We start from the raw sequence: 13691 nt of genomic DNA, 5'->3' as shown, positions 1-13691 counted from the left end.
TGATTGGATTTTCGGAAGAATGCAAAAAAGGGGCGGGCACACCAACCGGATGGCGGCCGGCGTACCCTCGTCATCCCCTTATCGATTGACTAGCTTCCCGGGCACGCACAGCGCCAGAATCGCGCCGAGCACCATGAACCCGGCCAGCATCACCATGCTGGCGGTAGCCGAGCCGGTGACGTCGCGTAGCCAACCCACTGCATACGGCCCCGCGAAGCCGGCGAGATTCCCCATGGCATTGACGAGCGCGATGCCGGCGGCTGCCCCCGCGCCGGCCAGAATGGCGGTCGGGAAACACCAGAAGAGCGGCAGTGTCGTGAGAATGCCTGCCGTTGCCATCGACAGCGCGAGCATCGACAGCGTCGTATTGTGGGTCCATGCCACGGCCAGCAGTAAGCCGACCGCGCCGCAAAGCGCCGGGCCTGCGGTGTGCCAGCGGCGTTCACGGCGCAGATCGGCGTTGCGCGCGACGCCGAGCATGACGACCACGGCGGCGAGCGATGGAATCGCGGACAGCAACCCGATCGTCCACGGATCGACAGCGCCCGCACCCTTGATGATCGTCGGCATCCAGAACCCGACGCCGTACATCCCCATGACAAAGCAGAAATGCATCGCGCAGATCAGCCAGATTCGCGGGTCCGCGAGGATCGCAGCGAGCGGCACGTCGGTCTTGCTGGCGTTATCGATATCGGCATTGCGCACGAGCAGGGCCTTCTCTTCTTGCGTGAGCCATTTCGCCTTGTCGATACGGTCGTCGAGGCACCTGAGCACCAGAAAGCCAAGCAGGATCGAGGGCAGGCCTTCGAGCAGGAAGAGCCATTGCCAGCCATGCCAGCCGTGCAGACCGTCGAAGGTTTTGAGAATGAAGCCGGAGAGCGGGCCGCCGATGATGCCGGAAAGTGGCACCGCCACGATGAAGCGCGAGGTCATGCGCGCGCGTCGATGCGCCGGGAACCAGCAGGTGAGATAGACGATGATGCCGGGAAAGAAGCCGGCCTCGGCAACGCCGAGCAAGAAACGCATCACGTAGAAGCCGGTGGGCGACGTGACGTAGAGCGTCAGGCACGAGATCAGGCCCCACGTGATCATAATCCGAGCGATCCAGACGCGTGCGCCGACGCGATTCAGGATCAGATTGCTCGGGATTTCGAACAAGAAATAGCCGAGAAAGAAGACTCCGGCGCCGAAACCGTACACGGCGTCTGACAGATTCAGGTCGCTCGCCATCTGCAACTTGGCGAAACCCACGTTGACTCGGTCGAGGTACGCCACGACGTAGCAAAGCATCAACAAGGGTATGAGCCGCCACGCAACCTTACGATAGGTGGCCTCTTCGACCGCGCGGGCGCGCGTAGCGGACGCGTCCGCCGTCGCTTCTCGCGGCGAGGAAATGTGATCCATCTGAATTGCCATCGACGTGTCTCCAGAGCGGATCCAGGCAAGATCCATTTAATGTATTAATTGCACCGGTATGTCCTGGTTGGATTCTAAGCTGTGGGGTGTCCGGCCATTTCTTGCGCAAATCGAATTGACTAATTTGCCGAACGAATGAATCGCAAAGTCAAGAAATGGCGGACTTTTGGGGGGGAGGTCACCGGACCAATGGAGAACCGTGCCGATACATACGCCTCAATTTGACGTTTCGCGCATCTTTCTCATATGCGCTAATAAATCTGTCAATGAGGTGCCGAGCGACAAGTTATTCGAGCGTTCATACCGCGCAATCGCCGCTCGCGTTGAGGGCCCCATCACGCCGTCCGCCTTTCCGTGCAAATAGCCGGTCAAAATCAGCCTGGCCTGGATTTCCTTGTAAAGCTCTGGGCCCGAGACGACAGCTGTGTGGCCAGATGCCCTATTGGGTGAAGACGATAGAACTGCCGTCGCGAAAGCGTTGTTCGGAACCAAAGACGCCGCGTACGTAACAGCAGGTGCAAGCACCTCAGCGAGTGGCGGAGTGAGATGAAACGATGCCGCAGAGCCATATCCGGCACCGAGTAACGCCGCACCAGTGACGCCAAGTAACGTTTTCCTCAATGGCTCCCAGTTTCGACCTCGCTGCCGGTAATCCTTTGGCACTCGCAATCGAAGTAGTGCGCTGGTCAACGCGCTCGATACCCAGGCCAGGGGAGATGCAATCAACATCGCGAATGCCGAGAGCGCCGCACAAACAGTCAAGACGAACAGGGTGCTCCAGATACCTGCCGTCGAAACCTTCAGAAACTCATTTGCAGTAAGAAAAAATGCGACGCCTGCTACTGGCAACGCAATCAATGACCATGCGGCGACGGAGTACGCTGGCGACACTTTGTTGATGATGCCGATAATCGTAGTGCCTATCGCCTTAGCCGCACCTTGAGATATGAATCCGTCCGTTGCGATTGACACAGCGGCTTCAGGATGTGCGCGATCACTTCCCTTTAGTTTTGCGACTCTGTGGAGAGCCCTATCCATGGCCGGGAGCGAACGATAATGATGAAATAACGAAGACGACCGACGCTTCCCGAGTTGAGGTTGACCGTTTGACGTCGATAGACCGCGAATCGTCGACAGTTCGTTCCCTAATAACTGATCAAAGATTGGGGGGCGTGAAATAGGGATTATGCTTTTCCCGACAGCAGCGACTGTGTGCTGTGATTTCTTTACGACGACGTCCAGTTCGACAACTTCGGCCATCCCTTTGTAGCGGACGACCCAATCAGTCTCATCGTTGTAATGCGTCCCCGCGGGAGTGAGTGCAACCAGGGCGTGAGCACCGCTCGGGCCTCTTCGTTGAAGTGCGGCAGATAGCGCATCACCAGCCAATCCAGTCAATTTCGGGACGAGCCACGTGGGTTTCGCTATCGATTGAACGTTCGAGATGTCAGTGAAGCATCCGTGCCCCTTGCAGGGGTTACACGTTAGGTCACCTGAGCCGGCGCAACCATTGCACCTCGTCGTTCCCCCGCCCCAACAGGACGAGCACGTCACGTATGTCGAATGCGAATAGGTTTCGTTGTAACGTCCGTTCCATCGCGTGCTCGTCTGCATCTGGAGGACGGTTCCGCCCCCGCCACATCCAGTGCATATGTGTCGGCCAGTTCCAGAGCAACGGCCGCAGCGTACCGTTCCGCCCCCTTCGCACGTGCTGCAATCTCGAAACTTCGAATATGAGCCGAAATCATGCACGGGCTGCCTTGAGCAGCTTAAATCTAACCCATCAACACCCGCACCATCGATCCGCCGCATGAATCGTTCGCGAATGTCCATTCGATGGACCGCTTCTCGGCAAAGGCGAGAAATATTCGTATCGAAGCTGTCCGCGTCATAACCATAGTGCGCACCGCGGATGGGCGACATTCCGGCAACCGATTGCGCACTTACGTCGCTTCGGAATTGCCACATGACGCCGACAGAGACAGCGTAACTTTGCGTACGCTCGGAAATTACAGATACATCGACTTCCCGTGCGTTGTTTCCGGCGATTAGTCTCCGGAGATACGTGAGCAGGCCTGCCCCTTGTTGCGAAATCCCCTCCGTCATTTATTCGCCCCCGCGATTTTTTTTGTCATTATAAGTTCGGATAACGACACAAACCAATATCGCATGGCGGCACTTCAATCACGTGTCTCGGGACTCACAAACGCACGAGTCGCTAGCAAACAACGCTACTTCATCAACTGTCGGAATAGTGAACCTCTGCCCGAGAAGGACTCTCAGCCCATTAGCAATCCAGTGCCCCACTAAAGCTCAAATTTTGAAACTTAAGCTCCCTGAGCGGAGACAACTCCGCTCAAGGGGCGATGGATTTAGCGCCGGCCGAGTGCTTGCTCGATTTTCTTGTCCATCTTGTATTGGCTAAGCGCATACACGGACCAGATGGCTTCAGGAATCCAACGTCTCATACTTTTACGAGTGACCGCTGCGCTGAACGGCCTCTAATGACGCGCAGGTGCGGTGTTGTTTCCCATGTGCCACTACACCGTCTCAAACCGTCACGACGATCTTGCCGAACTGTTCATTCGATTCGAGGAAACGATGGGCGTCGACGATGTCGTCGAACGCAAACGTCTTCGCGATCACCGGCGAGAACGCCCCCGATGCCAGCCCGTCAAGGATGAACGCCTTGGCCGCCGCCAGCCGCACCGGATCGCCCGTGATTTCGTGAACGAGATAGCCACGCAGCGTCAGCGTCTTGCTCAGCACGGCGAACAACGGGAACGGCGTTGGCGCCGGGCTTAGACCGCCATATTCGATGAGGATGCCACCGCGGGACATCGAGGCCGTGAGCGGTTCGAAAATCGGCCCGCCGATCGGGTCCAGCACCACTCGCGCCCCGGTCCGCCCGGTGATTTCCTGCAGCCGTGTGGCAAGGTCGGCCTCGGCGGTCGCTACGACATGCGCCGCGCCGGCCTCCCGCAACGCCTGTGCCTTGACCGACGTCCGCGTGACCGCAATGGGGATCGCACCCACCCGATTGGCGATCTGTATCGCCGCGAGTCCCACGCTGCTCGACGCTGCCGTCACCACGACGAAGTCTCCCCGGCTCAGCTTGCCGATATCGATCAGCGCGCCATAGGCGGTCAGGTACGGCATCCAGACTGCCGCTGCGGCCACCCAGCCGAGCGCCGGCGGGTGCTTGACCACGAGCGCTTCGGGAAACGTGACCAATTCGCCGTACGCGGGCCAGCGCACCATCGATTGCGGCGGGATCACACTCACGGCGTCGCCCGGTACGAAGCCGGTCACCGCCTCGCCCACCGCCTCGACGACGCCCGCGGCCTCCAGTCCCAGTCCGGACGGAAAAGTCGGTTGCTCGATGTACTTCCCCGCCCGCAACAACGCCTCTGCGCGATTAAGCCCCAGCGCCCTGACGCGAATCTGCACTTCCCCCGGCCCCGGTGGCGCAACCTCCACCGTTTCGATGCGAAGCACCTCCGGGTCGCCATGTCGATGAAAACGAACGACGCGTGCCATTTGGGTTGCCATTTGGACCTCCAGTAAGAACTCATTGATAGGAATTCACTGTAGCGGTACGCTCTCCGTCAATAAATGGCGGTTCGATATCAACACTAGAAACCAGGGGTTTCCAATATGGATCGTCTCACCAGCATGGCGGTATTCGTGAAAGCGGTCGATCTGGGATCATTTGCCGCCGTGGCGGATACCCTCGGCCTGTCCGGCCCCATGGTTGGCAAGCACGTGCACTGGCTGGAGACGCGGCTGGGGACGCGGTTGCTCAATCGCACGACGCGGCGCCAGAGCCTGACCGACTTCGGACGCGCCTACTACGAGCGCTGCAAGATCGTGCTCGCCGAGGCCGAAGCGGCGGATGCGCTCGCGGCGGATCAATTGGCGGAGCCGCGCGGCAAGCTGCGTGTGGCCATGCCGGTACACTTCGGCCGACGTTGTGTCGCACCCGTGCTCCTGCGCCTCGCGCAGCGGTATCCGGCGCTGGAACTCGATCTCTCGTTCAGCGATCGTTTCGTCGATCTGGCGGAGGGGGACTACGACATCGCCATTCGCACCGGCGACCTGGAGGACAAGGCGGGCATTGTTGCGCGGCGGGTGGCGCGTCAGCCGATGATTGTCTGCGCGTCGCCCGCGTACGTCGAGACGCATGGACTGCCGCACGACATCGACGCGCTCGGCATGCATCAGGCGGTGTTGTATCGACGCTCCGGCCGGGCGCGTCCGTGGTTGTTTCCCCGCGATGGACAAGCGCCGCACGCGTTCATGCCCGCGAATCGGGTGCGCATGGACGATCTCGACGCCATCGCCGACGCTGCGACGCTGGGCGCGGGCATCGCCTGGTTGCCCTACTGGCTGGTGAGCGATCGCATTCGCGCAGGTGCGCTGGTTCACCTGCTTCCCGAGCAGCCACCATTTCTCTACGACGCCTATGCGTTATGGCTGCAGACGCCGCATCTGCCGCGCAAGGTTCGCATCGCCGTCGACGCGTTGGCAGAAGCATTGCCGGGCATGATGACCTAGGGCCTGTTGATAATCAGCAGGTCCAGATGAATGCGGCGGCGAGCACCTGGATATCCAGCGCTTGATCAGGCGGCACTCGACATCGGCGAACTTGATGAATGGGAAGCGCTCGCGCATTGCACAGCGGTTACACTTCGTCCAGAAACACAAAGGGCTTACAGACGAATCGCCGGTAAGCCCTTTTTTTGATGGGGCAGATGTGGATCGAACTCACGACCCTCACATCGCGAACGCGAGGCATACGAGGCATACGAGGCATCGGATTGCCAGCGTCCCGCCGCGATTCCGGCCCCAAATTTTCTTCCAGCCCAAGCGCTTCGTCGCGACGACTTCCTTACTTCAATAGGTAAATCGCACAAACTCAGTTACACAGTCGCAAAAGTATGGCGCCAGTCACACTTACTCTGGCGCCCTACGGCTACAACTGCAGGGATCGCAAATTCGCTAGACTGCGCCCCCTTATAAAACAGGTAGTTACTCACGAATTCTGTCACATATTTTCGCCGGCTTGACCGAATTAGTGAGATTTACCTGATTTGCGTCGCGAAATCGTTAGATTGCTCCGCCAGCCCCCGTGGCCCGCCGAAGTTCGCGGCCCGATCGATCAATCTGACCACCCGAACAAGTGATCGCCATTAAGATACGCATCCCCGTGCAATGCGCTGTTCGCGTATCGGATCCTGATCGACCCACTACGGGTCGACATAAGGCGCAGGTCGGCCTGAGTAAAATCTCGCCCGACCTCGTCCTGGATCACCCCGTCAGCGACGAGCGACTGAAGTGTCCAAGCCTGCCACCCGCAGCGGGCGTGCTTTGACGCAAACCTTATCGCTACCCCCGCGGTCAGGTATAGCCGGGTCGCAACATCCATGTAACGAATCTCCATCACATCATCGTAGTGCAAGTCGCTCACGTCACCGAGTGCTCGTCGAAAGTGGTCGATGGTAACTACGAGGTTCTTCGAGTTTTCCATAGTTGTCGCTAGCTTCGTGGTCGCCGCTTTCGTAAAATTTAGACAATTCGCTTGCAGCAATGAATTGCCCAACACGCCTAGTCTTGCTTTGAGGCATTGGTTGCCGGCCAAAACTCCAGCGTGCCGTCATCAGCTCTTAACCCCAGGAAAACGGATTTGACGCCTTCTGAAGGGTCATAGTCACGCGACGATCCGTACTTGCATAGCTTCACCGTAAAAACGAGATTGCGGTCGAGGTCGGACAACGTTGCATCCAGCCATCCTGGAGAGGCCCATAACATTTCACCATCATCTTGATAGCGGGAACGGTGATCGCTGGAGTCAGGCTTCCAATTGCCCCACACTTGGCTCCTTAAAGCTAGGCGTCCATCTCTTGCGCGCCATTCAGGACTTCCCGGCTCATTCAACAGCGACAGGCTCTTCGTGATGTCAATACCGAGACGCGGTCGTCTTGCCGGCCCCTTGGCGGCCATCTCATCACCCTCATCTATACCAAGCCTGTGTGCTTCAGGTGCCCATACAAATGGAGCAAAAGGATTGTCTTTTCGATAGCGGCGATCGTAATACCCATCGTCCCAGAACTCCGGCAACCAAAAATCATGTTCTTTTCGCTTCGCAAAGGCCCTGCAGCGACCTGCGACATCCTTTCGCACTGTCAGCGCAGATGTGAACCGTACGCTTACTCCGTCAGGAGACGACCAAGTCCCATACAACGGAAACAGTGCATCAGCGTTGGCCCCGCAAAAACCTAATTTGCGTAGTATCACGTCCTGATCCTGCAGTGTTTCCTGTTTGGTGCCCCTCTTACCTAGCAGATACTCCTTCGCCTGTTGAGGAACGGCATCCTTATGATCGGACAGCCATGACCCGTCATCGAATGTGACATCAAAGCGATCGCGCCACTCGAGCCAAGGTGAGTTATCCTGGTCTTCGTAGCTTCGAACAACCGTCGGCATCGTCCTTAGCAGATTGGTAGCAACGCTAAGCAGTGCATGTCTCTGAATATGCTCTCGATAGGATTCATATCGGTCTCCTCGGTCTCGCCAGTAGCGCTTGCTGCCTGGGAAATCGTTCATTGAAGTAGTCCTCGGCCATTTGCGCTTTATCTCTGCCGCGATGGCGTCTTCGACGGTTCCTTGGGCAACGTTGAATAAGCGAACGAGGTCGCCGATCTCGTTTTTCGTGAACTCATAGCCGAAGTAAAAATCCGATGTCCGCTTCACCTCACCTGGGTAGCCGTCGCTGATGGCAACGCCATACGCAGGTTGGTTGATTTCACTAAGCAGAGTCCCCAACTCCTCATCGTGAGGCTCTTCACTTCCAATGTGGCCCAAGCACCTCGCAAGGTGAACTTTATTTATGACGTGCAGATCAGGTCTCCGTGCGAGAGCGCGTAGCTTGTTTCGAAGTGTGCCCATGGTCTCTCCATGGTGCAAAGCAACTCGCGCCAATCCCATCAGCAACCATTGCTGGGAATTCTGAAACGACAGTTTCCTGTCGGTCGAAGCCAAGGCCGGGGATTCGGTTTGGTCAAAGCGATCAACTAACAGAGATAGGTCTTCGTTGAGTCCTAACTCAACCAGCGTCTTCAAGCCCCTAGCAACGGTCCAACGAACGTAGGCGTCATCGTCGCCAAGAAGATGCCATATGACGTCCACGATAAACTCTGAGTCGCTCGTCGAGATTTCCTGCTGCTGCCGAAATGGGCCCTCTCCGATCTCATCGGCAATGCGAGCCGCCGGGCCGGAAAGTAGTGACTCTAATGCACAAAGTCCCGTTTTAGCATCAGCTACTTCGCATAATGCAGTAGCTAGTTGGAGCCACTCATTTCCATCGAGGTCGACCTCGTCGGCGGCAACCTTGCGGAGAACGAGCTGCAGCACAAACCTCTGATCGTTGCAGAGATCCGACAGTCGACGGATATCGCGCGCCACGTCGGAGAACTGTCCTTCGAACAGTTCCGGACTCTTGCACTCGAACAGACGCACAACCAACACCTTTGCCTCTGAGACCAGATGCTTGGATGAATCGATCCAAGCAGTGAAGCAACCCGAGAGGATTTCTAATGACTGAGCGAAACTCAGCTCGGACGCACTACAGATCGCGGATAAAAAGGGCAGCCGCTTTGAGTACGGGCAAGTGACACGCAACTTGTTGATAAATTGTTGTCGAGCAGAGTAGCTCAGCTTGTCGTCGGAGGCTATGGTTCTTAGGTTTTCATCAATCGAACTTTCCGAAGTGGGATCGCAGGCAGAAGCCAATGCGGCGATGACGCTCTCAACTTCGGCCTCACTTCGCTTTGAGGATTTGCTTGCCAGGAAGTCCGACGACGAGTTACTTCGACTATGAGACTCTTCCTGATTGCGCCGAGCAACAGCACAGAGTCGTTCAATCTCTTCACGCACTTCGGTGGTGGTTACACTTGGATACTTATTGCTCGCTTCTAGGAGCCCCTCCCAAAGCGCGGGCCAACCACCGGACGGGTGCTCACCACGCCATTTCTCGAAGATCGCCAGAAAAATCCGCCGTTGGTTCCCGGCATCGGTCAGCCCGAGCAAGTCGGCAACCCCGTCGGCAGTGCGCCAATCCCACCATCCGTGTTCCTCACAAATCGTGAGAACAAATGCAGCGCGGCGTGGATCAAGCTTGCCATTCTTGGCAAGAAAACATACAAGCTGCGGCAATCCATAAGACAGGTCTGCGACGTCTTGATCATGCCAGCGCACCAACTTGGCTATTGCTGGAAGGCCAATGGAGGTAGCGGCGGCTCTCGCGAACAACGTCCATCCAAACTTCCTGGCATCGTATTGCACCAACGTTTGGCAAAGGTTCATTAGCCGTTGCGCCAACGCGGGCTTTAAAAAACCACCTTGCTGGGCACATGAGAAATGAAGCAGTGCGTAGATTTGGTCGTAGCTTTCTCCACCTATCTGGTCTAACTCGGCCAGCCCCTCCCGATAGTACTCTCGGGCTTCATTGATACTCATGTGGACTAGGGATTCTGCTAACTTTATGTAGGAGGCGCCACGTCCTCCGACGTCGTCATCTCCGCGAATCTGCTCCGCGACGTGACGTGCGAACTTTCCCGCGAGCTCATGGAGCGCAGGTCGCCGGGCCAGCTGCGCCAATACGTCAATCTTCTGCGGGACGAAGAAGTGCCCTGTAGAGATCAGGCCAATAAGTACCTCGGCTTGAGCGACCGATACGTCGCGTGCATGGTTCAGCAGAACACTCATACAACCCAGCCCTAAAGTGCGGACTAACGAATCCGCCGCACTATCTGCTCGCCAGTGCACATCTCGACGCAAAAGTTTTGCCCAGACGTCCAAGAAGTCGGAAACCGAAACGAAACGTCCAGTGAGGACTGCATCTTCGATTGGCTTGGTTAATGCTCGCGCCACGTCGATACCGTGGCTGATGTCCCTGCGTTCTCGCTCGTCGAATCTCGCCTCGAACTGCTTTTTTCCTCTCTTCTTGGCATTTCCGGTAGATGAGGTTTTGCGAAGTTTCTGCAAAAACGTCGCCAGCTCGGCTGGAGTCGTGATGGACTTTGCCAGCTTGGTGACCTTAACGCCGTCGGGCAGGAGATCGTGATAGGCGACCGGTCTCTTAGCAGACCAAGCACGAATGCAGGCTCGGAGGATTGGAGGCCAAGCTCTGGACAGACCATAACGCTCGCCATAGTCGTAAGCGGACGGACGTGCACGAGACGCATTACCGATAATCGCGGCAGCGGAGGTTCGCGAACCGTAGAAGAGCGCAGCCAATGCCGCTAAATCGGTGGGATTTGCACTCTCTTGTTCGTTCTCATTGGAGAAGCCCTCGTTGGTCCGGTCTTCATCGGGAGGGAACTTCGCGATCTTCTGCGCAAGTACTTTCGCGTGCTTTCCATCGACGTATCGACAACGCGCGAGCATCCATAGTCTCAGCGATCGAGAGTTGCAGTTATTGCTGACGGCGAACGAGGTCAAGTCCTTCAGCACGGTTGTCTCGTTTGCTTGGTCAAACAATTCCAGCAACCTCAGGAGCTCATGACAAGCGGACAGCGAAAAGCGTTCATTCCGGTTCGCCAGATTGCGATTGACTGTTTCAAACCGCCCTTGAACCGATTGCTGGAAGAGCACCGCTACATAGTCGTCCATCTCCGGACCAGATTGGTCCCGCCGGAATCCGTCTCGCCGCTGTGAGGCATTCCAGTTAATCCAGCGAATGGTACTTTCGCACTGTATCTGCGCCTCTTCGGCATCGCCCGCAAATTGATGCGCGACCGTCAGCCGCGCACTTCTTGCACCACGCCACCCGGAGCGATCCGATGCAAGACGGCGATAGGAGTCGGCGTCCCCGAGTACGATCGCAAGAGCGGGCGAGCTTCGAATAAACTCATCTCCTCGCATGTTTGCAGCAGCAGACTGAGACAGTCGCATACTGAGTTCAAGTGCCCTATCGAAGTCATCCTCCGCCACCGCTAACCGAAAAGCTGCTCTAAGACGCGCAAGCGCTAGTCGGCGGCGACCGAAATCCGACTGTATTGACGCTGGAAAACTATTTGAATCAGCGAGTGCGAATGCCCTGTCGCTATCTTTGATCACGACTAGAAAGTGCGGCAGTGCCTCGGCAGCATAGGTTGACGTTGCCTGCGATGACAGAAGGCGGTCAGCAATGCTTCTTTGAGCTGATGACCGATCAGAGTAAGTCTCCCGAACGTATGTTTCGGTTGGCTCGTCTCGGAAAATCGCACCGTGCGACGTGATCTCAAGCATTGGGGCCAAATCCGATGCCGCAGACTTGACCTGCGCAGCAGACCACCCAAGCGCGTTCGCTAGCTCTTCCAGCGGGATCGGCGGTGGAAGGAGTGACAGTGCAACAAAAAACTCGGTTATTTCTGAATCAGGCCACCCTGCAATATGAAGATCCGAGACAATCTTGGTGCAACGCTGGGCGATAATCTCCCGAACAGAGATCGGGAGATCCGAAGTTGTGCCGATAACATTTGTGTCCCACGTTTGAACAAGGTAGTCGAGGACGCGTGCATTGCGCCCGGAGCGCGCTAACGCTGTGGTGATCTCCGCGTAAGAAGCACTGGGCTTACGTTCTTTAAGGAATTCGCACGCCTCTGAATCGGTGAATGGTCCAAGCGCCAGCTCATTCACCCTAGCGGAACCGATAACTGCCCCTTTTCGGTGGGGGCGCGCTGTGAACAACAGCTTTACGCCCTCGATCGGATCTTCGTCGACAGTAGACAGAAGAAGCCTAGGAAATGCAGCTTCATGACGATAGTCGGCCTCAAGCTGAGCATTGTCGGCCGCATCGATAATAATAAGCAGCGCCTGCTTTTTTGATTGAGTTCGAATTGCCAGCGCAGCTTGTTCCAGTCGCCTGCGTGCCGCCTTCATGATTTTTCGATTATCATCGCCGCCCGGTAGCATCGGGTCACATAACGTTCGCGATGCCAGTTCGTTGACGATCTGAACCAACCCTATTCTGGGAAGATGACGGGAGTGATTCTCAGAGCGGTATGAACCACCACCAAAGCAATCAAAAACAACGACCTCAAACTCGCTCGCCATTTTTTCGGCAAGGCTTTGGATGAGCACCGTCTTACCCACCCCACCATCGGCATGGACAACAACGGGTACCTCTGAAGTCTTGATCAAACCCGAAACGACTGAGAGTTCAGCCCGCTCGACGACCGCACCGACGTCGATGAACCGTGTATCCGCGGGGAAAAGATCCTCCGGCTCACAATCAAATGCATCCAGGACATCTTCTCGCCGAATCAGATTCTTGCCTTGGCCGCTCGGGCTTGCCTTCTTCAAGACAAGGTCTTGGAGCTCATGGAGCCGGACTCTAGCCTCAGAATCAGCGCCAGCGGACCAGTCAGTAAGCGTCCGCTTCAACGCATTATCCAGCCCGGCAACGCGCTTCTCGCCAGCCTGAAATACTATCCGCGAAAAGAGGCGCATTGAGTCCGACAAGCCGCTATCTTTACACCACTTTTTGAGATTTCGGGCCTGATTGGCCGCCTCGCGATCGGAAGGCGTTGTTCCCTCTACAAGTGACTTGATCGCTTCCCAAAGACTTTCAGTGAATTCCGCGTTCGTGACGAAAATGAATGAGATCTTATTGTCGACCTCATCAGGCGCGGAGTTACCCTCGTACCCCAAGATCGAGCTAGAAAATTTCTCGACTGTCTTTTTAAGATAAGCAGCTGTAACAGCTTCTTCGCGAATTTTGTACTTGAATTGAATCGTTTCGAGCCGATCGCAGGACCGAAAATTGTCCCCGTTGCCATAGTAAAGAACAAGGTCGGCGACCTCCTCGGCCTTCACCCCCGGGTCTACGGTCTCGGTTGATGAAATCCCCTCCACGGCGATCGCAAACAGATCGTCATTCGGAAAGACCAACTGCAAGGCGCGCCTCGCAGTCCATCGCTCGTGGAACGTGTGACCGGCACGTGACGCGCGGACTGTGTCGATTTCGGTAACGGCTTTCGCTTTCTTTTCCATCTTCCCCAACGACGTTCGATCTTTTGATTACGCTATCCTAATTGGATCAGCTGTGCTCGCAAACGAAGAGGCATCATGCTCCAGATCCTCCCAACTGGCTCACAACTTATCTTTAAGAAGGTTCCCTCGACGTATGGCGTGGCTCACTACCTGCGAGGAGCCATCGATCGCTGTTAGCCAGTATCAAACCCGCCCGTCTTTGATACGATCTGCCGAATCCGCTGTCAACCAAACGAGGT

Annotated in this window: 5 protein-coding genes and 1 pseudogene; 1 reads left to right on the top strand and 5 read right to left on the bottom strand. The window is 56.6% G+C overall.

Features of this window, described 5'->3' with window-relative positions; translation table 11 throughout:
* Positions 1-78: 78 nt before the first annotated feature.
* The 4 genes and pseudogenes from PI93_RS00115 to PI93_RS00105 all read right to left on the bottom strand — a co-directional run bounded on the left by PI93_RS00115 (position 79) and on the right by PI93_RS00105 (position 4956).
* A complete protein-coding gene (locus PI93_RS00115) occupies positions 79-1404 on the bottom strand; it encodes an MFS transporter (protein WP_039373414.1) in 1326 nt (441 codons plus the stop codon).
* Positions 1405-1632: 228 nt separating this feature from the next.
* Positions 1633-2388 (bottom strand): peptidoglycan-binding domain-containing protein, encoded by a 756-nt coding sequence (locus PI93_RS00110; protein WP_158453282.1) that lies wholly within the window; start codon positions 2386-2388, stop codon positions 1633-1635.
* Between the two features lie 1400 nt (positions 2389-3788).
* Positions 3789-3917, bottom strand: a pseudogene (locus PI93_RS25045) (YqaE/Pmp3 family membrane protein); the annotation flags it as partial.
* A 49-nt stretch (positions 3918-3966) separates the two neighbouring features.
* Positions 3967-4956 carry a zinc-dependent alcohol dehydrogenase family protein gene (locus PI93_RS00105; protein WP_039373260.1) on the bottom strand — a complete coding sequence of 330 codons (990 nt, stop codon included), beginning with the start codon at positions 4954-4956 and terminating at the stop codon, positions 3967-3969.
* A 117-nt stretch (positions 4957-5073) separates the two neighbouring features.
* Here PI93_RS00105 and PI93_RS00100 point away from each other — a divergent pair, with 117 nt between their 5' ends.
* Entirely contained in the window at positions 5074-5973 is a 900-nt protein-coding gene (locus tag PI93_RS00100) for a LysR family transcriptional regulator (protein ID WP_039373258.1), read from the top strand.
* Positions 5974-7023: 1050 nt separating this feature from the next.
* Here PI93_RS00100 and PI93_RS00095 read toward each other — a convergent pair.
* On the bottom strand, positions 7024-13452 hold the full coding sequence (locus PI93_RS00095; protein WP_039373253.1) for an NACHT domain-containing protein: 6429 nt from the start codon (positions 13450-13452) through the stop codon (positions 7024-7026).
* Between the last annotated feature and the right edge of the window lie 239 nt (positions 13453-13691).

It is taken from the genome of Pandoraea fibrosis (assembly GCF_000807775.2).
GTDB classification, from domain to species: Bacteria; Pseudomonadota; Gammaproteobacteria; order Burkholderiales; family Burkholderiaceae; genus Pandoraea; species Pandoraea fibrosis.
The sequence above is the reverse complement of the archived record's forward strand: the minus strand, read 5'-3'. Positions and strand labels throughout refer to the sequence as shown.

What these genes read in the sequence shown, in the direction of transcription:
- PI93_RS00115 (WP_039373414.1), bottom strand. Translation starts at nt 1,404, where the DNA reads ATGGATCACATTTCCTCGCCGCGAGAAGCGACGGCGGACGCGTCCGCT.
- PI93_RS00105 (WP_039373260.1), bottom strand. Translation starts at nt 4,956, where the DNA reads ATGGCACGCGTCGTTCGTTTTCATCGACATGGCGACCCGGAGGTGCTT.
- PI93_RS00100 (WP_039373258.1), top strand. Translation starts at nt 5,074, where the DNA reads ATGGATCGTCTCACCAGCATGGCGGTATTCGTGAAAGCGGTCGATCTG.
- PI93_RS00095 (WP_039373253.1), bottom strand. Translation starts at nt 13,452, where the DNA reads ATGGAAAAGAAAGCGAAAGCCGTTACCGAAATCGACACAGTCCGCGCG.